The sequence below is a fragment of the Streptomyces sp. NPDC111656 genome, assembly GCF_055656965.1.
This window is the reverse complement of sequence record NZ_JBVKCA010000002.1, coordinates 574,214-595,491: the sequence shown is the minus strand read 5'-3', so window position 1 is coordinate 595,491 and position 21,278 is coordinate 574,214. Positions and strand designations below refer to the sequence as shown.

Below are 21,278 nucleotides of genomic sequence, written 5' to 3'. Positions count from 1 at the left end.
CGTCACCGGGCGGGCTCCTCTACGGCGGCTCGGCGGGGGGTGTCCGCCCGACGGGCGCTCACCCCTGCCGGGGTGGCTTCCTGGTACTCCCGCAGGGCCCGCATCTGTGCCGCCGTCTTCAGCAGCATCTCGTCGTACTCCGCGGCCGGATCGGAGTCGAGGACGATCGCGCCGCCCGCGCCCAGGTGCGTCAGCCCGTCCGCGAGTACGGCGGTACGGATGACGATGCTGAGGTCGGCGCCGCCGCTGCACCCCAGGTAGCCGAGGGCCCCGGAGTACACCCCGCGCGCCTCGGTCTCCAGCGTGTCGATGATCTCCATGGTGCGCAGCTTCGGCGCGCCGGTCATCGAGCCGCCGGGGAAGCAGGCGCGGACGCAGTCCACCGCGTCCGTGTCCGGGCGCAGCCGGCCCTCGACGGTGGAGACGAGCTGGTGCACGGTGGCGTAGGTCTCGGTGGCCATGAGCCGGGAGACGCGTACCGTCCCGGTCCGGCAGACCCGGCCCAGGTCGTTGCGGAGCAGGTCGACGATCATCAGGTTCTCGGCGCGGGTCTTGGCGTCGGCGGCGAGCGTGTCCCGCAGGCGCGTGTCCTCCTCCGGGGTGCCGCCCCGGGGCGCGGTGCCCTTGATGGGCCGGGCCTCGGCGACGCCGCCGCGGGTGATCCGCAGGAAGCGCTCGGGGGAGGCGCCCGCCACGTCGAGGTCGCCGAACCGCAGGAAGGCCGCGTACGGCGCCGGGTTGACGCGGCGCAGCACCCGGTAGAAGTCGTACGCGTCGGGCGGCGCGGGCAGCCGGGCGGCGTTGGTCAGACAGATCTCGTAGCTGGTGCCCGCGCGGAGTTCGCGCGCGCAGGCCTCGATGTCCGCGAGGTAGGTGGCCCGGTCGCGGACGAGCCATGGTTCGGCGGCGGCGAGGTCCGGCTCGGCCGACACGGGAGCGGGCGGTAACGGCTGCGGGTCGGGACCGACGAAGGTGAGCTGGGCGAGTGCGCCGTCGAGCCAGTCGGTGGCCTCCCGGGTGGCCTGGGGGGTGTCCTCGGCCACACAGACGGCGTAGGTGAAGCCCTCCTGATGGTCCACCGCGATCAGCCGGTCGGCGAACAGCCAGCAGGCGTCCGGGGTTTCGGCCCGGTGGCGGTTGGGGGAGCCGCAGTCGGCCTTGGCCTCGTACCCGAAGTAGCCGACGTATCCGCCGGTGAAGTCGAAGGGCAGCCCGGTGGCGTCCACGCGGCGGTTCGCCAACTGCCGCTTGAGGTAGTCGAAGACGCTCGCCCGGACCTTGCGCGGCGGCCGGCCGGCCCGCTCGATCTCGCAGCGGCCGCTCGTGACGTCGTACCGGACGAACTCCGACAGCGGCCCGGAGCCGTCGCCGAAGAACGAGAACCGTGACTGCCCCTCCTCGACCCGTGCGCTGTCCAGCCAGAACGCCCGCGGGGAGGCGGCGTACATCCGGGTGAAGGCGGCCTCCGCGTCGACGGCGGTGGCGATGCGGCGGGTGTGCAGCCGGTGGGCGGGGCGGACGGTCCGCGCGGGGCGGGAGGGCCCGGCGGGGGCGGGGATGGCCGCCGCGGACGGGGTGACCGCGGTGTTCTTCGTACGGGTCTTGCGGGCGCGTTGCGCCGTGAGGTTGCGGAAGTTCACGAGCATCCGGTGGCCGTACTCGGTCAGGACGGACTCCGGGTGGAACTGCACCCCCCACAGCGGCCGGGTGCGGTGCCGCAGTCCCATCAGGACGCCGTCCTCGGACCAGGCCGTGGCTTCCAGCGTCTCGGGCAGCGGCTCGCGCACGGACAGCGAGTGGTAGCGGACCGCGGTGAAGTGCTGCGGCAGCCCCTGGAACAGGTCCCGCTCGTCGTGCCGGATTCTCGACAGATGCCCGTGCCGGGGCTCCGGGGCGGGCAGCACCCGACCCCGCTCCCCGAGCGCGATGCCCTGGTGGCCCAGGCAGACACCGAGCACCGGGATCGTGGACTCCGCGAGCACTCTGGCGCTGATCCCGAAGTCACGGGATTCGGCCGGGTGTCCGGGGCCCGGCGACACCACCACATTGTCGAATTCCGAGAGATCCGGAGTTCTTCCGTCTGTTCCGTCGGGGGCGGCGTCGTTGAGGATCACCGCCGGCTCCTCGCCGTTGACCTCGGCGATCAGCTGGAACAGGTTGTACGTGTACGAGTCGTAATTGTCGATGAGCAGGGTCTTCACCCGCCCACCTCCCTTTGATCGTTCTCGGGCCTACGCGGTCCGTCTTTTGTGGCGTCCGCGGAGCGCCTGGAGCGGTGGGTACAGCCATTTCTTGAAGAATCGCTGAAGGCGCGGCATGAGAATCCAGGTGACGAGGGCCGTCACACACAGACACAGCAGCAGCGTTCGGATGAGCGGATTGAGACCGCCGAGATACGGAATCACGAGCAGATTGAATAAGAGCACCGGCGGAAAAACCGCGCTCATATTAATGAACCACAGCTTCCATTTCGCGGGCGGGATCGGTGCCGGCGGCGGTTTCGGCGCGCCGGTCTGGGCGTCGAACCAGCTCTTGGAGCCCCGCACGCTCCGCCGGCCCGTCTCCCGGGCGAACGGGTCCGCCCGGGTGGCCCACTGCGCCCGGATGATCGAGTCTTCCCAGGCCAGGGCCGATCCCTCGCTGTCGAAGCGGTAGACCACATGCCACTCCGCCTCTCCGTCGGCAAGTACACCACCCCCCATGAAGCCCGGTTCGCGCGAGCTCGCCCGCAGCACGGCCCACCCCCAGGAGTGGAAGTCGGTCTCGCGGCCCGGGATCACGTGATACGCCACGGTGACGGTTACGGGATTCCTGGTCACGTCACCGAGTACGGAAAGCGCATACAGCGCGTTCAAAGTTTCAACGAAGTTTTTCGAGTGTCCGGATCGTGACCGTTTGTTTATCTTTCGGTTATCTTGACATCTTCTGTCGATCGATACTCCTGGTAACTCTCCCGTAATTTCAGAAAGTGCTTGCGAGGCCCCTCGATAAGGCTGCACGATCGCCATCCACCGCCGCTGTGGCCCCCATCCGGCACCAAGAAGGAGATCCCATGTCCAGGTACGACTGGAATATGAACCACGAGGGAATCGAGCGGGCGCGTTCCGTGATCGAACCCGCACGGAAGGAGGTCACCACCCACTCGATTTACCAGCGGATAAACAGTCGGGAGGACATGGCGACGTTCATGGCGCACCATGTGTTCGCGGTATGGGACTTCATGTCGCTCCTGAAGTCCCTCCAGCGGGAACTGACCTGCGTCGACGTCCCCTGGGTGCCGCGCGGCACGGAGGTGAGCCGACGCCTGATCAACGACATCGTCCTGGTCGAGGAGAGCGACGAACTGAACGGCGGCTTCACCAGCCATTTCGAGCTGTACCGCGCGGGCATGACCGAGGCGGACGCCGACGCGATCAGGATCGACACCTTCCTCGCCCTGATCACCGAGGGCCACGACGTGCCCTCGGCGCTGCGCGTCGCCCAAGTCCCCGCCCCCGCGGCCGAGTTCGTCCGCACCACCTTCGAGATCATCTCGGACCGGCCGCTGCACTGCCGGGCGGCCGCGTTCGCCTTCTCCCGGGAGGACCTCATCCCCGACATGTTCGACCAGGTCATCAAGAAGGAGGGCACCGACCGCTTCCCGCTCTTCTGCGACTACCTGGCCCGACATATCGAGGTCGACGGCGAGGAACACACCCCCATGGCCATGCAGATGGTGGCCGACCTCTGCGGCACGGACGACACGCGCTGGCAGGAGGCGGTCGAAACGGCGACGCTGGCCCTCGAGGCGAGGGCCCGGTTGTGGGACGGGATCGTGGAGGCGATGGCCTGACGACGACTTGAGGGGCGCGCTGCCGCGGACGGTCCCCTGCGGCGGGGCTGCGCCCGGCCTCTCCACTGGTGGGCCAAGCTCCCCGAGTCCGAGGTACGGCTGCTGCCAACGCCGCCGTGATCAGCGGTTTTGCCGCTCAAACTTCCCTATGTTGCTCTGCGGGACGTGGTGAGCCCTTCGTATGGTTCATCCATGCAGGGGCGCTGTCTTCGATCACGCCTGGCCCGGGATGTCGTGGGCGCGTATGCCTGCCAGGAGGTGGGCGAGGGCGGTCGACGTGGTGGTGAGGACCGCGGCCGGGGTGTCGCTCTCACGGAGGTGGAGGGTGGTGGGGGTGGCGGCGACTTCGAGGCAGTCGTTGCCTTCACCGCCGCCGGAGAAGGACGACTTCTGCCACTTGAGGTGGGAGGCCATGGCTCTTCCTCACAGTTCCTTGATGAGCCTGTGGATGAGGTCACGTGACTGACCGGGGTCCAAAGATTCACCCTTCACCCTACGGAAGAGCTTCCGGAAGTGCTCCAGTTGGGCTTCCGAATCGACGAAGACCGTGCCGTGCGGAGCATCGCGTACGACGGTGTCCAGGCGTGCTACCGCGCCACCCACGTACACCATGGCGCTTCCTGCGCCAGCAAAGTCGTCCAGGCCGAACGGGATGACCCGCACGCTGATGTGCTCCGCCTCGGACAGTTCCACAACCCGGGTGAGTGGGGCCCGCGAAGCGGGCCGTCCGGCCACCTTGACGCGGAGTGCTGCTTCGTGGATCACGGCCTCGTAGGGAATGGGCGTGGGACCCTCGATGACGACCCTCCGCAAGCCCCGTCACCCCTCCTCCACCGGTGCCTCGCCGAACCGTGCCAGTGCCAACGCGCCCGCCACCGCCACCGCGAACCCCAGTACCGCCAGCCAGGCCAGGCCCTCGCGGGTGCGGTCGCCCAGCCAGATCACCCCTACCAGGGCCGGTCCGACGGTCTCGCCGATGATCAGGCCGGCCGTGGCCGTCGTCACCGAGCCGCGCTGCAGCGCCGAGGTCAGCAGGATGAACGCGGCGCCTCCGCCGATGAGCAGCGCGTACGTCGCCGGGTTGGTCAGCAGCGTGGCGGGCGCGAGGTCGTCGATCAGTCGTACCGAGACCTCGACGACCCCGAAACCGAACCCGGCCCCGAGCCCGAGGACCAACGCCCGGCCCCGCCCGGACAGCCGCCCGCCCACCAGGCCGAGCAGCAGCACCACCACCGCGGTCCCCAGCATCCAGTACTTCAGCGTCATGGACCCGGCCTCGCCGCCCTCCGTCCCGGACGCCAGCCCGAGCATCGCCAGCCCCGCGCACACCACCCCCACCGCGGCCCACTCGACCCCGCTCAACCGCACCTGCAGCAGCCGCGCGGCGACCACCGCCGTCACCGCGAGGCTCGCCGCCAGCGCCGCCCCGACCGCGTAGATGGGGATGGAGCGAAGTGCCGCGATCTGCAACAGGAAGCCGAGCCCGTCCAGCGCGAGGCCCGCGAGATACCGCCACTGCCGCAGCGCGCGCAGCAGCAGCGCCGCGTCCCCGCCCGAGCCGCCACTGTCGGCCGCCGCCCGCGCGGCGATCGCCTGCAACACCGTCGCCGTACCGAAGCAGACCGCCGCACCAAGTGCGCACACCATTCCAAAGAGCACGAAGTGACTGTAGGGGACGCCGAAAAGGAGGGGGTTGCCGCCCACCTGTCACAGCCGTTCTCTAATCTGATCGCTTGCGCCCAGCAGGGTGCTCAGCAGGACGCACTGTGACAACAACGGGGGATCGAAAATGGCGGACACACGACGGCAACTGCGCTCGGGCACGGTCGTACTCGGCGGCATGGGACTCCTCGCGGCGGCCCTCACCGCCTGCTCCTCGGATCCGGACAAGCGCTGTGTCGACCGCGACAGCTACACCTCGCTCAAGGGCTACAAGGTCGTCGCCGACAAGAACTGCAAGACCACCAAGACCTCGGTCAGCAGCGGCTGGTACTACGGCGGCAAGAAGAAGGGCAGCTGGGTCGACGGCGGCTCCTTCACCAGGGCGAGCAAGGGATCCGGCAGCAGCACCAGCGGCGGCACCCACCACTCCGTCGACCGCGGCGGCTTCGGCAGCGGCAAGGGCAGCTCCGGCGGCTGAGCGACGTGACACCGCGTCACCGCACCCGTAGCCGTAGACCGCGCGCCCAGCACCGATCGGACCCGTACGCCATGGAACGCCGCACCATCGAGCCCCGCGTCGGCTGGCAGCAGACCGTCGAGCACCAGGGCCTCATCTACCCCCTGACCCGCTACCCGGACGACTCCCTGCGCCCCTACTGGGACGAGAGCGCGTACTACGCCTTCTCGCTCCCGGAGGTGGAGGCGCTGGAGGAGGTCGTCGAGGAACTGCACCGCATGTGCCTGGCGGCGGCCGAGCACATCGTCACGGAGAACCGTTTCGCCGACCTCGGCATCACCGACCCGCGCGTCGTGCGGGCGGTCGCCGAGGCCTGGCAGCGCCGCGCCGAACTCCCCTCCGTCTACGGCCGTTTCGACCTGCGCTACGACGGCACGGGCCCCGCCAAGATGCTGGAGTACAACGCCGACACCCCGACGTCCCTCGTCGAGGCGGCGAGCCCCCAGTGGTTCTGGATGGAGGACCGTTTCCCCGGCGCCGACCAGTGGAACTCCCTGCACGAACGCCTCGTCGCCGCCTGGAAGAAGCAGGCCGCCCTCCTTCCGCCGGGCAGCCCCCTCTACTTCGCGCACTCCGCCGACGACGAACTCGGCGAGGACCTGATGACCGTCGCGTATCTGAAGGAGACGGCGGAACAGGCGGGCCTGGACACCGACTGGATCTCGGTGGAGGAGATCGGCTGGGACCCCCTCTCCGGCCGCTTCGTCGATAATCAGCTCCGTTTCATCCGCAGCTGCTTCAAGCTCTACCCCTGGGAGTGGCTCACCACCGACCGCTTCGCCGACCACGTCCTGGACACCCTCGACAACGGCGGCGGTACGGGCACGACCCTGTGGATCGAGCCCGCCTGGAAGATGCTCCTCAGCAACAAGGCCCTCCTCGCCGTGCTCTGGGAGCTGTACCCGGGCCACCCCAACCTCCTTCCCGCCCACCTCGACGGTCCCCGGGAGCTGGCCACCACCCAGGGGTACGTCGCCAAGCCGCTCCTCGGCCGCGAGGGCGCCGGGGTGACGGTGCACGCGCCGGGCGCCGCCCCCGTCGTACGCGAGGACGAGCCCTGCTGCTACCAGGAACTGGCCCCCCTTCCCTCCTTCGACGGCAACCATGTCGTCCTCGGCGCCTGGGTCGTGGACGGCGAGTCGGCGGGGCTCGGCATCCGCGAGTCGTCCGGGCTGATCACGGACGAGTACGCCCGCTTCTTGCCCCACGTGATCCTCTAGGCCCTGTCGTCACATTCCCGTCTGCCCCACGACGGGAATGTAGACGACAGGACCTAGCCAGGGCCTGTCCGGCCGGACAGGCCCTGAGCGCTCAGTCGGCGCCGAGCACCGCACGCAGCTGAGCCAGCCCCCAGTCCAGGTCCTCCTTGCTGATGACCAGCGGCGGGGCGATCCGGACCGTGACCCCGTGGGTGTCCTTGACCAGGACACCCCGGTCCATCAGCCGCTCGGAGATCTCGCGTCCCGTGCCGTACTCGGGGGCGATGTCGACGCCCGCCCACAGCCCCCGCCCGCGCACCGCCGTGGCATGCCCCGAGCCCGTCAGCAGCCCCAGTTCCCGGTGCAGGTGGTCACCGAGTTCCGCGGCGCGCCGCTGGTACTCGCCCGACCGCAGCATCGCGATCACCTCGAGCGCCACCGCGCAGGCCAGCGGGTTCCCGCCGAACGTCGACCCGTGCTCACCGGGCCGGAACACCCCGAGCACCTCCCTGCTCGACACCACCGCCGACACCGGTACGACCCCGCCCCCGAGCGCCTTGCCCAGGACGTACATGTCCGGCACCACGCCCTCGTGCTCGCAAGCGAAGGTGCGGCCCGTGCGACCCAGCCCGGACTGGATCTCGTCCGCGACGAAGAGGACGTTCCGCTCGCGCGTCACGTCCCGCACCCCGGCGAGGTAGCCGGGCGGCGGCACCAGCACGCCCGCCTCGCCCTGGATCGGCTCCAGCAGCACCGCGACCGTCTCCTCGCTGACCGCCGCCCGCAGCGCGGCCAGGTCCCCGTACGGCACGATGTCGAAGCCCGGCGTGAACGGCCCGAAGTCCGTCCGCGCCTCCGCGTCCGTGGAGAAGCTGATGAGTGTCGTCGTACGGCCGTGGAAGTTGTCGCTCGCCACGACGATCCTCGCCCGGCCGTCGGGGACGCCCTTGACGCGGTACCCCCATTTCCTGGCCGTCTTCACGGCGGTCTCCACCGCCTCCGCACCCGTGTTCATCGGCAGCACCATCTCCATGCCGCACAGCTGCGCGAGCTGCGCGCAGAAGTCGGCGAACCGGTCGTGGTGGAAGGCCCGCGAGGTCAGCGTCACCCGCTCCAGCTGCGCCTTCGCCGCGTCGAGCAGCCGCCGGTTGCCGTGGCCGAAGTTCAGCGCCGAGTAGCCGGCCAGCAGGTCGAGGAAACGGCGGCCCTCGACGTCCGTCATCCAGGCCCCGTCCGCCGTCGCCACGACGACCGGCAGCGGGTGGTAGTTGTGCGCGCCGTGCGCGTCGGCCGAGGCGATGAGTCGTTCGGTGGTGGTCACGGGATCTCCGTTTCCTGCAGCCCAGGCATCGCTGCCGCACGGGGGTCTGGCTCGTGGCTCCCTTCATATCGTCGCTCGCATGGTGGACGAGGGAACCCGGCGATCCGGCGCGCCCGGTAGGCTGGCGACGGGCCGTGACTGGCGCGCTGGGATGGGATCGACCATCGGGGAGCGGCCCATGCTGTGTCTTCCCGGGGGACAACCCCCGGACCCCCGGCCGGAAAGACAGGTGGGCCGAAGGGCCCGGAGTCGTCCGGACAGGGAGACGTGGCAACGAGTGCCGTGCGCCTGGGCCGACCCGTGAACGCTGAACGCCACGTCCGGAGGCCGTCCATGCCCGAGCCCCTCTCCACCGAGTCCACCGCCTTCCGCAGCGCCCTCGACGTGATCCGGGCCGTGGAGCCCCGCGTCGCCGACGCCATCGGTCAGGAAATCGCCGACCAGCGCGAGATGCTCAAGCTGATCGCGTCGGAGAACTACGCCTCCCCGGCCACCCTGCTGGCCATGGGCAACTGGTTCAGCGACAAATACGCCGAGGGCACCGTCGGCCGCCGCTTCTACGCCGGCTGCCGCAACGTCGACACCGTCGAGGCCCTCGCCGCCGAGCACGCCCGCGAGCTCTTCGGCGCCGAGCACGCCTACGCCCAGCCGCACTCCGGCATCGACGCCAACCTGGTCGCCTTCTGGGCCGTCCTCGCCGCCCGCGTCGAGGCCCCGGCCCTCGCCGAGGCGGGCGTCCGCAACGTCAACGACCTCAGCGAGGCCGACTGGGCGGAGCTGCGTCAGGCCTTCGGCAACCAGCGCATGCTCGGCATGTCCCTGGACGCGGGCGGCCACCTCACCCACGGCTTCCGCCCGAACATCTCAGGAAAGATGTTCGACCAGCGTTCGTACGGCACCGATCCCGCCACCGGCCTCATCGACTACGAGGCGCTGCGGACGTCGGCCCGTGAGTTCAAGCCGCTGATCATCGTCGCCGGCTACTCCGCCTACCCCCGCCTGGTGAACTTCCGGATCATGCGGGAGATCGCCGACGAGGTCGGCGCGACCCTGATGGTCGACATGGCGCACTTCGCCGGTCTGGTCGCGGGCAAGGTCCTCACCGGCGACTTCGACCCCGTCCCGCACGCCCAGATCGTCACCACCACCACGCACAAGTCGCTGCGCGGCCCGCGCGGTGGCATGGTCCTGTGCGACGAGAGCCTCGCCGAGCAGGTCGACCGCGGCTGCCCGATGGTCCTCGGCGGCCCCCTCCCGCACGTCATGGCCGCCAAGGCCGTCGCGCTCGCCGAGGCCCGCCGCCCCGAGTTCCGCGACTACGCCCAGGCCGTCGTAGACAACGCCCGCGCCCTCGCCGAGGGCCTGATGCGGCGCGGCGCGACCCTGGTCACCGGCGGCACGGACAACCACCTCAACCTGATCGACGTCGCCTCCTCCTACGGCCTCACCGGCCGCCAGGCCGAGTCCGCGCTGCTCGACTCGGGCATCGTCACCAACCGCAACGCCATCCCCGCCGACCCGAACGGCGCCTGGTACACCTCCGGCATCCGCATCGGCACGCCCGCGCTGACCACCCGTGGTCTGGGCACCACCGAGATGGACGAGATCGCCGGTCTCATCGACCGCGTCCTCACCGCCGCCGAGCCCGGCACCACCGCCAAGGGCGCCCCGTCCAAGGCCCAGCACGTCCTGGACGCGAAGATCTCCGACGAGATCGCCCACCGCGCCACCGACCTGCTGGCCCCGTTCCCGCTCTACCCGGAGATCGACCTCGGCTGACCCACCTCCCGGTTCAGAGGTCGATCAGCTCCTGTCGTGGTTCCCGCGGCGGTCCGGCTCCATCCCGCCGGGCCGCCGCGCGGCGCACCAGAAAGGCGCCGCCGGCCCCGAGGAGCAGACCCGCGCCAAGGCCGGGCAGCACCCACCGCGCACGCTCCTCGACACCCCGCTTCGAGCCCGGTGCGCCTGCGGCGGCGTCGAGCAGCTTCCCCCGCCCGACCACCCGCTCGTACACCGAGCGCGACGCGCGGTGCCAGCGGATGTCGTCGTCCACCACGTCGGGCGAGGGGTCCGTGCGCACCCAGGGCGTGCCGTCCGCGGCCAGGAACAGCTGGTCCTGGCGCCCCATGGCGACATCGCCCCCCGGCGCGCTGTCGGTCTGCGGCCAGCCCCCGACCCCGCTCAGGCCCCACATCACGGTGGCCCGTACCGGCGGGAAGTCGCCCGCCGTCCACGCGTCCGGCACCCGCACCGTCCCCATGTAGGTGGGAGTCAGCAGGTCCCACAGCAGTGTGAAGTCCCGCTCCCCGGAGTGCAGTGCGGTCGTGCGCCCCGTGCCGCCCTCGATGACCAGGGCCATGTCCGGCCCTCTGTGCCCCGCGACCGGTGCCGAAGCCCCCGCCGGGTGCGCCGCCAGCACGGCGAGCACCACACCCGAGAACACCGCGATCCCCGATCTCACCCGTCTGCCTCGGCCCGCCACGCGTGTCCCCCGTCCGCCCCCAGCACGTGCCTCGAGTATCCGCCCGGGTCCTCCTTCCGGGGAGAGCTCTGTTCCCACCTGTTCCCGAGCTCCCGGGTGCACCTGAGAGAATGGTGAACATGGCCTCTGAACGTCCCCGCGTGCTCTCCGGAATCCAGCCCACAGCAGGCTCGTTCCACCTCGGCAACTACCTCGGCGCCGTCCGCCAGTGGGTGGCCCTGCAGGAGTCCCACGACGCCTTCTACATGGTCGTCGACCTGCACGCGATCACCGTTCCGCAGGACCCGGCGGACCTGCGCGCGAACACCCGGCTCGCCACCGCGCAGCTGCTCGCCGCCGGTCTCGACGCGGACCGCTGCACGCTCTTCGTGCAGAGCCATGTCCCCGAGCACGCCCAGCTCGCCTGGATCATGAACTGCCTCACCGGCTTCGGCGAGGCCTCCCGCATGACCCAGTTCAAGGACAAGTCCGCCAAGCAGGGCTCGGACCGCGCGTCCGTCGGCCTGTTCACGTACCCGATCCTCCAGGTCGCCGACATCCTGCTGTACCAGGCGAACGAGGTCCCGGTCGGCGAGGACCAGCGCCAGCACGTCGAGCTCACCCGCGACCTCGCCGAGCGCTTCAACGGCCGCTTCGGCGAGACCTTCACGATCCCGAAGCCGTACATCCTCAAGGAGACGGCGAAGATCTACGACCTCCAGGACCCGTCGATCAAGATGAGCAAGTCGGCGTCCACGCCGAAGGGCCTCATCAACCTGCTCGACGAGCCGAAGACCACCGCCAAGAAGGTCAAGAGCGCGGTCACCGACACGGACACCGTCATCAGGTATGACAGCGAGCACAAACCGGGTATCAGCAATCTGCTGACCATCTACTCGACCCTCACCGGTACCGGTATCGCGGAACTGGAGGAGAAGTACGCGGGCAAGGGCTACGGTGCGCTCAAGACGGACCTCGCCGAGGTCATGGTCGACTTCGTGACCCCGTTCCGGGAGCGCACCCAGCAGTACCTGGACGACCCGGAGACGCTCGACTCGATCCTGGCCAAGGGAGCCGAGAAGGCGCGCGCCGTCGCCGCGGAGACGCTCGCGCAGGCGTACGACCGGGTGGGCTTCCTGCCCGCCAAGCACTGAGGCGTACGACCGCACACACGTACCACTGGGCGGAGCGCTGCACATCACTACGGCTGCGCCTGCCCACAGCACAGCCGTGGCCTTACAGTCGATAGCCGGACGGCTGAGTACGAACCAGACAACGCGCCCGGCGACGCGAAGGACAACGCAACCGGTGACGCGACCGACGACGCACCGGACACGACGACAGGAGACGACGTGGGGACCGTAACGATCGGCGTGTCGATCGCGGTCCCGGAGCCTTACGGCAGCCTGCTCCAGGAGCGGCGCGCGGGCTTCGGCGACCCCGCGGCTTGTGGCATCCCCACGCACGTCACCCTGCTGCCGCCGACGGAGGTCCATGCCGCCGACCTGCCGGCCGTCGAGGCGCATCTGACCGAGGTCGCCGTGGCCGGCCGGCCCTTCCCGATGCGGCTGTCGGGCACCGGCACCTTCCGGCCCCTGTCACCGGTGGTGTTCGTGAAGGTCGTCCAGGGCGCCGAGGCCTGCACCTGGCTCCAGCAGCGGGTCCGCGACGCCTCCGGTCCCGTGGCGCGCGAACTGCAGTTCCCGTACCACCCGCACGTCACGGTGGCGCACGGCATCGACGAGGCGGCGATGGACCGCGCGTTCCATGAACTCGCCGACTACGACGCCGAGTGGCCCTGCACGGGGTTCGCGCTCTACGAGCAGGGCTCCGACAGTGTGTGGCGCAAGCTGCGGGAGTTCCCCTTCGGCGGATCCGTGGTGCCACCGCAGGCGGGCCACGTGGACGTGGAGCGCGGGACCATCGCCAGCCGCTAGCGGCGGTCGAGCCGGGCAGCCGTCGTCGAGCTAGATCGGCAGGCGGCGGAACACCGCTCGCGGTACGTGCCGCAGCGCCGCCATCACCAGCCGCAGCGCCCCCGGCACCCACACCGTCTCCGAGCGCCGTCGCAGCCCCACCTCGACGGCCGTCGCGACCGCCTCCGGTGTGGTGGCCATGGGTCCCTCCGCGCGCCCCGCGGTCATCTTCGTACGGACGAACCCCGGGCGTACGACCATCACGTGGACGCCGGTGCCGTGCAGCGCGTCGCCCAGACCCTGGGCGAAGGCGTCCAGGCCCGCCTTGCTCGACCCGTAGATGAAGTTGGAGCGACGGGCGCGCTCGCCCGCGACCGAGGAGAGCACCACCAGGGAGCCGTGCCCCTGCGTCTGGAGGGCCCGCGCGCACACCAGCAGGGCCGACACCGCGCCCGTGTAGTTGGTCTGCGCGATCCGGGCGGCGGCCACCGGCTCCCGCTCGTCCCGGGCCTGGTCGCCGAGGACCCCGAAGGCGAGCAGCACCATGTCGAGGTCGCCCTCGGTGAAGACCTTGCCGAGGACCGTCTCGTGGGACTCGGGGTCGAGCGCGTCGAAGGCGAGGGTACGGACGTCCGCGCCCAGCGCGCGCAGGTGCTCGGCGTCCCGTTCCAGGGCCGGTGAGGGTCGTCCGGCGAGCCACACCGTGCGGGTGCGCCGGGCGATCAGACGGCGCGCCGTGGCCAGCGCGATCTCGGACGTGCCGCCGAGGATCAGCAGGGACTGGGGGGCTCCGAAGGCGTCCTTCATGACAACTCCTTGAGGGGTGAGGAGGCGGGACGGTCGACCGGTTCTAGAGGTCGAGGCGGCGGGACAGGTCGGAGGTGAACACCCCGCGCGGGTCCAACTCGGCCCGCAGCTCACGGAATTCGGTCAGCCGTGGATACATGTCGGCCAGCAGTTCCGGCCGCAGCCGCGCGTCCTTCGCCAGGTACACGCGTCCGGCCGCCCCGGCCACCTCCTCGTCCAGCTCGTCGAGGAAGGCGCCGAGGCCCGGCAGGTTCGCGGGGATGTCCAGGGCGAGGGTCCAGCCCGGCATCGGGAAGGAGAGCCAGCCCGGATCGCCCTCGCCGAAACGCTTCAGGACGGCGAGGAAGGACGGGCACCGGCGTTCGGCGATGCGCCGCACAATGCGCCGCAGGGCCTCCTCGCGCCCGTGTCCGACGACGAACTGGTACTGCACGAAGCCACCGCGCCCGTAGATCCGGTTCCAGTGCGGCACCCCGTCGAGCGGGTGGAAGAAGGCCGGGATCCGCTGTAGCTCGTCGGCACGCGCACGAGGTGCCTTCCGGTACCAGAGCTCATTGAAGAGGCCCACCGTCCCGCGGCCGAGCAGTCCCTCCGGTACGAAGGCGGGCGCGGACGGGAACCGCGGCGGTCGGAACGCCAGCGGGCGCCGGCGCGCGCGTGGGGGGAGCGCGTCCAGGGGGGCGTGTTCCCCGCGGGTGAGCACCGCACGTCCCGTCGAGCGGCCGCGCGCGAGCAGGTCGATCCAGGCGACCGAGTACCGGTAGCGGTGGTCCGTGGCGGTGAGACGGGCCATCAAGGCGTCCAGGTCCGCCGCGCGTTCGGTGTCGACGGACATCAGCGAGGTCTCGACGGGCTGGAGCCGGACGGTCGCCGTGAGGATCACCCCGGTCAGGCCCATGCCGCCCGTGGTGGCGTCGAAGAGGGGGGTGCCCCGGCCCACCGTGCGGATCGCGCCGTCCGCGGTCAGCAGCTCGAAGGAGAGGACATGGCGGGCGAACGAGCCCGACACGTGGTGGTTCTTGCCGTGGATGTCCGCGCCGATCGCGCCGCCGACGGTCACCTGGCGGGTCCCGGGCGTGACCGGTACGAACCAGCCGAGCGGGAGCAGGACCTCCATCAGCCGGTGCAGGCTCACGCCCGCGTCGCAGAGCACGGTCCCGCCCGCGACGTCGATCGCGTGGACGCGGTCGAGGCCGGTCATGTCGAGCACGGCCCCGCCCGCGTTCTGCGCCGCGTCCCCGTACGCCCGCCCCAGACCCCGGGCGATGCCTCCGCGGACCCCGCAGGCGCGGACGGCGGCCGCCGCTTCCTCGTAGGTGCGCGGGCGGACCACACGGGCGGTGGTCGGCGCGGTGCGGCCCCAGCCCGTGACGAAGACGGGTTCGGCCGGGCCGGAGGCGGATCCGGCCGGGTCGGAGGCGGTGTGGGCAGGCATGACCGAGACCGTATCGGCGAAAAAGGTGCATAAAGCCCTCACCTCTCCCGTCTTCGCGGCTCCTCACCGAAATGGGTGATTAATGGGATGTCGTCAAAGATTGCCATCATTCTGCGGCCACTCCCTAGAAGAGTGGGATCACATGGACGACCTTGACGACATGGACCGCCGACGGTGGGACGGCATGGACCGTCGGCTGCTGTCGGCCCTCCACGAGCGCGGCACGGATCCACGCGTGGCGGCCGTCGCACGCGCCCTGTCCTGGAGCGGGGAGCACGGCGTGCTGTGGCTCGCGGCCGGGCTCACGGGCGCGGTGGTCGACCGCGGGCGGCGCGGCGCGTGGCTGCGTGGCACGGCGCTCACCGCCACCGCGCACCTCACCAGCATGGGCGTGAAGCGGATCGTGCGCCGTCCACGCCCCGCGCACATCGTCCCGCTGGTGCGCACGGCCGGACGGCACTCGTTCCCCAGCTCCCACGCGGCCTCCGCGACGGCCGCGGCGGTCGCCTTCGGCGCGCTCGGAGGCCGCCCGCTGCTGCCGCTCGCCGCCGCGATGTGCCTCTCCCGGCTGGTGGCGGGCGTCCACTACCCCTCGGACGTGCTCGCGGGCGCCGCCCTGGGCGCCCTGACGGCCCGTCTGGGCGCCCGCTGGATCGAGGCCGGCCATGGCTGAACGCACGGTGCTCCTGGACCCCACGCCGACCGCCCCGGTTCCCGTACGGACCGTCACCGGCCTCGCCCGGGGTCTCCTCAGGACCACCCGTCCCCGCCAGTGGGTGAAGAACCTGCTGGTCGTGGCAGCCCCGGCGGCGGCCGGCCAGCTCTTCTCCCGGCACGCGGTGATCCAACTCGCGCTCGTCTTCGTCCTGTTCACGGCCTGCGCCGCCGCCGTCTACCTGATCAACGACGCCCGCGACGCCGAAGCCGACCGCGCCCACCCGGTCAAGCGCCACCGCCCGGTCGCCACGGGCCAGGTCCCCGTCCCCCTCGCCTACGCCGCGGGAGGCGTGCTCGCCGTCCTCGCCCCGACCGCCGCCGCCCTGCTGTCCTCCCCGGTCACCGCGGCACTGCTGACCGCCTACCTCGGCATGCAACTGGCGTACTGCGTCAGCCTCAAGCACGTCCTGGTCGTCGACCTCGCCGTCGTGACGACCGGATTCCTGATGCGGGCGATGATCGGCGGGCTCGCCCTCGGCATCCCGCTCTCCCGCTGGTTCCTGATCACCACGGGCTTCGGCGCGCTCTTCATGGTGGCGGCGAAACGGTACTCCGAGGCCCTCCAGCTGGCCGGGAAAGCCGGTGCCACCCGCGCGCTGCTCACCGAGTACACCACCGGCTATCTGCGCTTCGTCTGGCAGCTGGCCGCCGGGGTCGCCGTGCTCGCCTACTGCCTGTGGGCCCTGGAGGAGGGCGGCGCGCCCAGCGCCGGAGTGCTGCCCTGGCGCCAGCTGTCCATGGTCGCCTTCATCCTGGCCGTCCTGCGGTACGCCGTCTTCGCCGACCGGGGCGCGGCGGGCGAGCCCGAGGACGTCGTCCTGCGCGACCGCGCGCTCGCCCTGATCGGACTGGTGTGGCTCGCGATGTACGCGCTCGCAGTCGTGAACTGGTGAGCCTCGCCCAGCGGCCCCTGACCCAGGAGCTCCTGGGCTTCGCCACCGTCGGCGTCCTCGCCTACGCCGCCGACCTCGGACTCTTCCTCTGGCTGCGCGGCCCGGTGGGCCTCGACCCGCTCACCGCCAAGGCGCTGTCGTTCGTGGCGGGCTGCGCGGTCGCGTACACCGGCAACGCGCTCGGCACGTACCGGCACCACCCCGTGCGTCGGCCCCGGCGGTGCCCCGACTTCCTCGTGTTCCTCGCCGTGAACCTCGCGGGCGCCCTCGTCCAGCTGCTGTGCGTCGCCGTCAGTCACTATGGCCTCGGGCTCACCTCGCGACGCGCCGACACGGTCTCCGGTGCGGGGATCGGTATGGCACTCGCCACGGTCCTGCGTTTTTGGGGTACCCGGACATGGGTTTTCCGAGGTGAGGGCAGAGTCGGATCATGGACTGGCTGAAAAAGCTCCCCGGCGTGGGGCCGTTGGTCGCCCGTCTGATGGCCACGCACGGGTGGCGGTCGTACGAGCGTCTGGACCGGGTGAAGTGGACGCGGCTCGCCGCCGCGATGACCTTCATCAGCTTCGTGGCGCTCTTCCCGCTGCTGACCGTCGGTGCCGCGATCGCCGCCGCCACCCTCACCAGCCAGCGGCAGAAGGAGCTTCAGGACAAGATCGTCGAGCAGGTGCCGGGCATCTCCGACCAGCTCGACATCAACGCGCTGGTGCAGAACGCCGGCACCATCGGGCTCATCGCGGGCGCCGTCCTGCTGTTCACCGGCATCGGCTGGGTCGGCTCCATGCGGGACTGTCTGCGCGCGGTCTGGGAGCTGCCCGACAGGGAGGAGAACCCCCTCCTGCGCAAGCTTGTGGACGCCGGGATCCTCGTCGGACTCGGCGGTGCCGTACTCGTCACCATCGCCGTCTCCACCGTCGCGTCCTCGCTGGTCGGCTGGACGGCCCGGCAGCTCGGCATCGGCGAACACGACTGGGGGAGCGTGGCGCTGCAGTCCGCCGCGTTCGCCGTCGCCGTACTCACCGACTTCCTGGTGCTCCTGTACGTCCTGACCCTGCTGCCGGGCGTCGAGCCGCCGCGCCACCGGCTCGTCGTCGCCGCGCTGATGGGCGCCGTCGGCTTCGAACTGCTCAAGCTGCTGCTCAGCAGCTATATGCGGGGCGTGGCGTCGAAGAGCATGTACGGCGCCTTCGGTGTGCCCGTCGCGCTGCTGCTGTGGATCAACTTCACCGCGAAACTGGTCCTGTTCTGCGCCGCCTGGACGGCCACCGGACATGCCGACTCCGGTCCGAAGCAACGCGACGACGACCCCTGCGACCCCGACGACGCCGACGAGCCCGCGGGGCCAGGGGACTTCGGGGAGGTCAGCGGCGGCGGCGCATCAGGTCGGGGAGGGGCCAGCGGCGGTTGACGAGGAAGGCGGCGCCGGCGACCAGGGCGAGCAGGCCGCCCGTGACGGCCAGGGCGGTGCCGATCCCGCTGGAACCGTCCTTCGCCGCCGCGGAGGCGGCCACCGGCGACGACGAGGCCTTGGTCCCCCGGTCTCCGGACGACACCGGCGTGTTGGACCCGGCGGACGCGGTCGCACCCGCCTGCGCGCCGGTGTCGACGCCCTTCGGCGGCACCAGCTCACCCACCGGTGTGACCTTGCCGGCCGCGCCGAAGCCCCAGTCGAGCAGCCGCGCGGCCTCCTTGTAGACCTCGTTGTGCTCGTCCTTCTCCGGGTTCATCACGGTGACCAGCAGCACCTTGCCGTTCCGCTCGGCGACACCGGTGAAGGTGGCGCCCGCGTTGGTGGTGTTGCCGTTCTTCACCCCCGCGATGCCCTGGTACGTGGAGACGTCGGCGTCACCGGTCAGCAGCCGGTTGGTGTTCTGGATCTCGAAGGTCTCGCGGGTCGTCTTCCCCTTGTCGTTCTTCTTCGTCTCGCCCGGGAACTTCGCCCGCACCGTCGAGCAGTACTCCCGGAAGTCCTTCTTCTGCAGCCCGGAGCGGGCGAACAGCGTCAGGTCGTACGCCGACGACACCTGGCCCGGCTGGTCGTAGCCGTCGGGGCTGACCACATGCGTGTCGAGGGCCTGCAGGTCCTCGGCGTGCGCCTGCATGTCCTTGACCGTCTGCTCGACGCCGCCGTTCATCGCCGACAGCACGTGCACGGCGTCGTTGCCGGAGCGCAGGAAGACACCGAGCCACAGATCGTGCACGCTGTACGTCTCCTCCTCCTTTATCCCCACCATGCTGGAGCCCGCGCCGATGCCCGAGAGGTCGGTGACGGCGACCTTGTGCTGCTCGGTCCTGGGGAACTTCGGCAGCACGGTGTCGGCGAAGAGCATCTTCAGCGTGCTCGCCGGGGGCAGCCGCCAGTGGGCGTTGTGGGCGGCCAGCACGTCGCCCGACTCGGCGTCGGTGACGATCCAGGAGCGCGCGGTCACATCCTTGGGCAGCACCGGGGCGCCCGCGCCGAGAGCCACCTGGGTCCCGGCCTCTCCCAGCCGCGCTCCGCCCACCGTCGACATGTTCGCCGGGGGAGTCGCGCTCGGGCTCGTCGTCGGTGACGGTGACGACGACGGCTTGTCGGCCGCGAAGACGGGGACCGTCGTCGTCAGCGAAAGGGTCAACAGGGTGGCGGAAGTGACCAGCAGCGATCGCCGGATGGTCTTCTTGTTGGCGGACACGGTCGAGAAATTACAGGGCGCGGGCCGGGAAGTCCCCTCACTCGATGCTGGAGTCCCCTGGTCCCGGCCACCCCGGCGCCCGGTCCCGGCCGGCGACGGCGATACTGGACCCATGCTGTGCCCACCCGGGGGACAACCCCCGGACCCCCGGCCGGTCGGGTCGGCTTCGGGTGCCCGGCACAGTGATGAAAGGTCCCTCAGCGTGAAACTCAGCCGCCCCGTCTCCTGGTTCCTGCTCGCCTTCGGAGTGTGGAGCTGGATCATCTGGGTCACTTTCGTCAAGAATTTGTGGAAGGACGGCAGCGGGCTCGCGTTCAACGACGCGGGGGATCCGACGGCGTACTTCTGGGTGCACCTGACGCTCGCCGTCGTCTCCTTTGTCTTGGGGACGGTCGTCGGCGGCATCGGGTTCCGCGGACTGCGCGCATTGCGCCAGACGTCATAGCAACAAGGGGCAAACGGGGGACAACGGAACACAACGGCGGACAACGGGGGATACGGCGTCTTGGTCATCGTCTTCGTACTGGTGGGACTGCTCGCCCTCGCCACGGTCGCGGGGCTGTACTGGTACGTGTGGCGCCGTCTGGTGCGTGACACGACGTCCGGTCCGGGGCTCGCCCGGCGCGCGGGCACGGTGGTCTTCGTCGCCGGGCCGGTGCTGATGATCGCCGCGGTCACCGCGGAGCGCGCCGGTGCACCCTTCCGGCTCCAGCAGGCGCTGGCCTGGCCCGGGTTCCTGTGGATGGCGCTGTCGATCTATCTGCTGCTGGGGGTGGTGGCGGGGGAGGTCGTACGACCGCTGCTGCGCCGGGTCATGGAGCGGCGCGCGGCCCCCTCCGCGGCCGTACCGCACCCGGCACCCGTACCGCACCCGGAGTCGGTGCCGACGGGAGCGGCGACCCCCCAGGAGCCCGCACCCGCCGAACCGCCACGGCCCGTCACCACCCCCTCGCGGCGGCTCTTCGTCTCGCGTGCCGTCGGCGGGGCCGCCGCGGCCGCCGCCCTGGGGACCGTGGGGTACGGGACGTACGGGGTGCTGCGCGGGCCCCGGGTGAAGCGGGTCACCGTGCCGCTGGCCAAACTGCCCCGGTCCGCGCACGGTTACCGGATCGCCGTCGTCAGCGACATCCACCTCGGGCCCACCCTCGGGCGGGACTTCTGCCGGCGGGTCGTCGACACGATCAACGCGACGCAGCCCGACCTGATCGCGGTGGTCGGGGACCTCGTCGACGGGAGTGTGAAGGACCTCGGACCCGCCGCGGCGCCCCTCGCGCGGCTGCGGGCACGGCACGGCTCGTACTTCGTCACGGGCAACCACGACTACTACTCCGGTGCCGCGCAATGGGTCCGGGAAGTACGGGAACTGGGTCTGCGCCCGCTCGAGAACGCCCGGACGGAAATGGCCGGATTCGATCTCGCGGGCGTCAACGACGTCGCGGGGGAGAGCGAGGGGCACGGGCCCGACTTCGGGAGGGCGCTGGGGGACCGGGACACCGCGCGGGCCGTGGTGCTGCTCGCCCACCAGCCGGTCCAGATCCACGACGCCGTCAAGCACGGTGTCGACCTCCAGCTCTCCGGGCACACCCACGGCGGACAGCTCTGGCCGGGCAACTACATCGCGGAACTGGCCAATCCCACGGTCGCGGGCCTGGAGCGCTACGGCGACACGCAGTTGTACGTCAGCCGGGGCGCGGGCGCCTGGGGGCCGCCGACCCGGGTGGGCGCGCCGTCGGACATCACCGTCGTGGAGCTGGCGTCCCTGCAAGCCTGAGAACCGGCTGTGAAACAGGGGCGAAACGGTCTTCCCTCGTACCCCGTCCAATTCTTCGGACACCTCTTCCCTCAG

21 protein-coding genes and 1 pseudogene are annotated in these 21,278 nt (G+C 70.9%); 12 read left to right on the top strand and 10 right to left on the bottom strand.

The genetic code is table 11. The annotated features are described in order from the left end of the window. Window positions 1-2 precede the first annotated feature (2 nt). Together pabB and ACZ7M3_RS08255 are read right to left on the bottom strand one after the other, a co-directional pair. A complete protein-coding gene (gene pabB, locus ACZ7M3_RS08260; protein ID WP_472061698.1) occupies window positions 3-2,201 on the bottom strand; it encodes an aminodeoxychorismate synthase component I in 2,199 nt (732 codons plus the stop codon). Between the two features lie 30 nt (window positions 2,202-2,231). Beyond that, window positions 2,232-2,846 (bottom strand): hypothetical protein, encoded by a 615-nt coding sequence (locus tag ACZ7M3_RS08255; protein WP_472062193.1) that lies wholly within the window; start codon window positions 2,844-2,846, stop codon window positions 2,232-2,234. 206 nt (window positions 2,847-3,052) lie between these two features. Here ACZ7M3_RS08255 and ACZ7M3_RS08250 point away from each other — a divergent pair, with 206 nt between their 5' ends. Continuing rightward, window positions 3,053-3,832: a DUF3050 domain-containing protein gene (locus ACZ7M3_RS08250; protein WP_472061696.1), complete on the top strand. Its 780-nt coding sequence runs from the start codon at window positions 3,053-3,055 to the stop codon at window positions 3,830-3,832. Between the two features lie 213 nt (window positions 3,833-4,045). Here the strand turns inward: ACZ7M3_RS08250 and ACZ7M3_RS08245 are convergent, their stop codons facing one another. The 3 genes and pseudogenes from ACZ7M3_RS08245 to ACZ7M3_RS08235 form a co-directional block, all read right to left on the bottom strand. After that, the gene (locus tag ACZ7M3_RS08245; RefSeq protein ID WP_472061694.1) at window positions 4,046-4,246 is read right to left on the bottom strand and encodes a DUF397 domain-containing protein; all 201 of its coding nucleotides are present in this window, start codon (window positions 4,244-4,246) and stop codon (window positions 4,046-4,048) included. A gap of 9 nt (window positions 4,247-4,255) precedes the next feature. Next, window positions 4,256-4,642: pseudogene (locus ACZ7M3_RS08240) on the bottom strand (Scr1 family TA system antitoxin-like transcriptional regulator); the annotation flags it as partial. 9 nt (window positions 4,643-4,651) lie between these two features. Then, window positions 4,652-5,479 carry a DMT family transporter gene (locus ACZ7M3_RS08235; RefSeq protein WP_472062191.1) on the bottom strand — a complete coding sequence of 276 codons (828 nt, stop codon included), beginning with the start codon at window positions 5,477-5,479 and terminating at the stop codon, window positions 4,652-4,654. 142 nt (window positions 5,480-5,621) lie between these two features. Between ACZ7M3_RS08235 and ACZ7M3_RS08230 the strand changes: the two genes are divergently transcribed. Together ACZ7M3_RS08230 and ACZ7M3_RS08225 are read left to right on the top strand one after the other, a co-directional pair. Next, window positions 5,622-5,972 carry a hypothetical protein gene (locus ACZ7M3_RS08230; RefSeq protein WP_472061692.1) on the top strand — a complete coding sequence of 117 codons (351 nt, stop codon included), beginning with the start codon at window positions 5,622-5,624 and terminating at the stop codon, window positions 5,970-5,972. Between the two features lie 71 nt (window positions 5,973-6,043). Further along, window positions 6,044-7,231, top strand: coding sequence for a glutathionylspermidine synthase family protein (locus tag ACZ7M3_RS08225; protein ID WP_472061690.1), 1,188 nt, complete (start codon window positions 6,044-6,046; stop codon window positions 7,229-7,231). Between the two features lie 91 nt (window positions 7,232-7,322). Here ACZ7M3_RS08225 and rocD read toward each other — a convergent pair whose 3' ends face one another. Further along, window positions 7,323-8,531, bottom strand: a complete 1,209-nt coding sequence (gene rocD / locus ACZ7M3_RS08220) for an ornithine--oxo-acid transaminase (protein WP_472061688.1) — start codon at window positions 8,529-8,531, stop codon at window positions 7,323-7,325. A gap of 282 nt (window positions 8,532-8,813) precedes the next feature. Between rocD and ACZ7M3_RS08215 the strand changes: the two genes are divergently transcribed. Beyond that, window positions 8,814-10,310, top strand: a complete 1,497-nt coding sequence (locus ACZ7M3_RS08215; protein ID WP_472062190.1) for a glycine hydroxymethyltransferase — start codon at window positions 8,814-8,816, stop codon at window positions 10,308-10,310. Between the two features lie 13 nt (window positions 10,311-10,323). On the opposite strand, the gene ACZ7M3_RS08210 is transcribed toward ACZ7M3_RS08215, so the two are convergent. Then, the gene (locus ACZ7M3_RS08210; RefSeq protein WP_472061686.1) at window positions 10,324-10,992 is read right to left on the bottom strand and encodes a hypothetical protein; all 669 of its coding nucleotides are present in this window, start codon (window positions 10,990-10,992) and stop codon (window positions 10,324-10,326) included. Window positions 10,993-11,132: 140 nt separating this feature from the next. Between ACZ7M3_RS08210 and trpS the strand changes: the two genes are divergently transcribed. Both trpS and ACZ7M3_RS08200 read left to right on the top strand, forming a co-directional pair. After that, a complete protein-coding gene (trpS, locus tag ACZ7M3_RS08205) occupies window positions 11,133-12,146 on the top strand; it encodes a tryptophan--tRNA ligase (RefSeq protein WP_351308493.1) in 1,014 nt (337 codons plus the stop codon). A 198-nt stretch (window positions 12,147-12,344) separates the two neighbouring features. Further along, the gene (locus ACZ7M3_RS08200; protein ID WP_472061684.1) at window positions 12,345-12,929 is read left to right on the top strand and encodes a 2'-5' RNA ligase family protein; all 585 of its coding nucleotides are present in this window, start codon (window positions 12,345-12,347) and stop codon (window positions 12,927-12,929) included. Between the two features lie 30 nt (window positions 12,930-12,959). Here ACZ7M3_RS08200 and ACZ7M3_RS08195 read toward each other — a convergent pair whose 3' ends face one another. Together ACZ7M3_RS08195 and ACZ7M3_RS08190 are read right to left on the bottom strand one after the other, a co-directional pair. After that, window positions 12,960-13,715: a decaprenylphospho-beta-D-erythro-pentofuranosid-2-ulose 2-reductase gene (locus ACZ7M3_RS08195; RefSeq protein WP_097285943.1), complete on the bottom strand. Its 756-nt coding sequence runs from the start codon at window positions 13,713-13,715 to the stop codon at window positions 12,960-12,962. A gap of 43 nt (window positions 13,716-13,758) precedes the next feature. Continuing rightward, a complete protein-coding gene (locus tag ACZ7M3_RS08190; RefSeq protein ID WP_472061682.1) occupies window positions 13,759-15,150 on the bottom strand; it encodes an FAD-binding protein in 1,392 nt (463 codons plus the stop codon). Between the two features lie 142 nt (window positions 15,151-15,292). On the opposite strand from ACZ7M3_RS08190, the gene ACZ7M3_RS08185 reads away from it, so the two are divergent. The 4 genes from ACZ7M3_RS08185 to ACZ7M3_RS08170 are packed head-to-tail and all read left to right on the top strand — an operon-like array spanning window position 15,293 to window position 18,168. Continuing rightward, a complete protein-coding gene (locus ACZ7M3_RS08185) occupies window positions 15,293-15,823 on the top strand; it encodes a phosphatase PAP2 family protein (protein ID WP_472061680.1) in 531 nt (176 codons plus the stop codon). After that, window positions 15,816-16,760 (top strand): decaprenyl-phosphate phosphoribosyltransferase, encoded by a 945-nt coding sequence (locus ACZ7M3_RS08180; protein ID WP_472061678.1) that lies wholly within the window; start codon window positions 15,816-15,818, stop codon window positions 16,758-16,760. The genes ACZ7M3_RS08185 and ACZ7M3_RS08180 overlap by 8 nt, the downstream gene beginning before the upstream one ends. Beyond that, window positions 16,757-17,203, top strand: a complete 447-nt coding sequence (locus tag ACZ7M3_RS08175; protein WP_472061676.1) for a GtrA family protein — start codon at window positions 16,757-16,759, stop codon at window positions 17,201-17,203. The genes ACZ7M3_RS08180 and ACZ7M3_RS08175 overlap by 4 nt, the downstream gene beginning before the upstream one ends. Further along, window positions 17,191-18,168, top strand: coding sequence for a YihY/virulence factor BrkB family protein (locus ACZ7M3_RS08170; RefSeq protein ID WP_472061674.1), 978 nt, complete (start codon window positions 17,191-17,193; stop codon window positions 18,166-18,168). The genes ACZ7M3_RS08175 and ACZ7M3_RS08170 overlap by 13 nt, the downstream gene beginning before the upstream one ends. Here ACZ7M3_RS08170 and ACZ7M3_RS08165 read toward each other — a convergent pair. Then, window positions 18,122-19,432 carry a D-alanyl-D-alanine carboxypeptidase family protein gene (locus ACZ7M3_RS08165; protein WP_472061672.1) on the bottom strand — a complete coding sequence of 437 codons (1,311 nt, stop codon included), beginning with the start codon at window positions 19,430-19,432 and terminating at the stop codon, window positions 18,122-18,124. The genes ACZ7M3_RS08170 and ACZ7M3_RS08165 overlap by 47 nt on opposite strands. A gap of 202 nt (window positions 19,433-19,634) precedes the next feature. Between ACZ7M3_RS08165 and ACZ7M3_RS08160 the strand changes: the two genes are divergently transcribed. Together ACZ7M3_RS08160 and ACZ7M3_RS08155 are read left to right on the top strand one after the other, a co-directional pair. Beyond that, window positions 19,635-19,877 carry an SCO4848 family membrane protein gene (locus tag ACZ7M3_RS08160; protein ID WP_054233715.1) on the top strand — a complete coding sequence of 81 codons (243 nt, stop codon included), beginning with the start codon at window positions 19,635-19,637 and terminating at the stop codon, window positions 19,875-19,877. A 60-nt stretch (window positions 19,878-19,937) separates the two neighbouring features. Further along, on the top strand, window positions 19,938-21,203 hold the full coding sequence (locus ACZ7M3_RS08155) for a metallophosphoesterase (protein WP_472061670.1): 1,266 nt from the start codon (window positions 19,938-19,940) through the stop codon (window positions 21,201-21,203). Window positions 21,204-21,278: the final 75 nt, after the last annotated feature.

Coding starts and splice junctions, on each gene's coding strand:
- ACZ7M3_RS08185 (WP_472061680.1), top strand. CDS start 15,293: ATGGACGACCTTGACGACATGGACCGCCGACGGTGGGACGGCATGGAC.
- ACZ7M3_RS08170 (WP_472061674.1), top strand. CDS start 17,191: ATGGACTGGCTGAAAAAGCTCCCCGGCGTGGGGCCGTTGGTCGCCCGT.
- ACZ7M3_RS08245 (WP_472061694.1), bottom strand. CDS start 4,246: ATGGCCTCCCACCTCAAGTGGCAGAAGTCGTCCTTCTCCGGCGGCGGT.
- ACZ7M3_RS08180 (WP_472061678.1), top strand. CDS start 15,816: ATGGCTGAACGCACGGTGCTCCTGGACCCCACGCCGACCGCCCCGGTT.
- ACZ7M3_RS08235 (WP_472062191.1), bottom strand. CDS start 5,479: ATGGTGTGCGCACTTGGTGCGGCGGTCTGCTTCGGTACGGCGACGGTG.
- ACZ7M3_RS08230 (WP_472061692.1), top strand. CDS start 5,622: ATGGCGGACACACGACGGCAACTGCGCTCGGGCACGGTCGTACTCGGC.
- ACZ7M3_RS08250 (WP_472061696.1), top strand. CDS start 3,053: ATGTCCAGGTACGACTGGAATATGAACCACGAGGGAATCGAGCGGGCG.
- ACZ7M3_RS08195 (WP_097285943.1), bottom strand. CDS start 13,715: ATGAAGGACGCCTTCGGAGCCCCCCAGTCCCTGCTGATCCTCGGCGGC.
- ACZ7M3_RS08190 (WP_472061682.1), bottom strand. CDS start 15,150: ATGCCTGCCCACACCGCCTCCGACCCGGCCGGATCCGCCTCCGGCCCG.
- trpS (WP_351308493.1), top strand. CDS start 11,133: ATGGCCTCTGAACGTCCCCGCGTGCTCTCCGGAATCCAGCCCACAGCA.
- ACZ7M3_RS08225 (WP_472061690.1), top strand. CDS start 6,044: ATGGAACGCCGCACCATCGAGCCCCGCGTCGGCTGGCAGCAGACCGTC.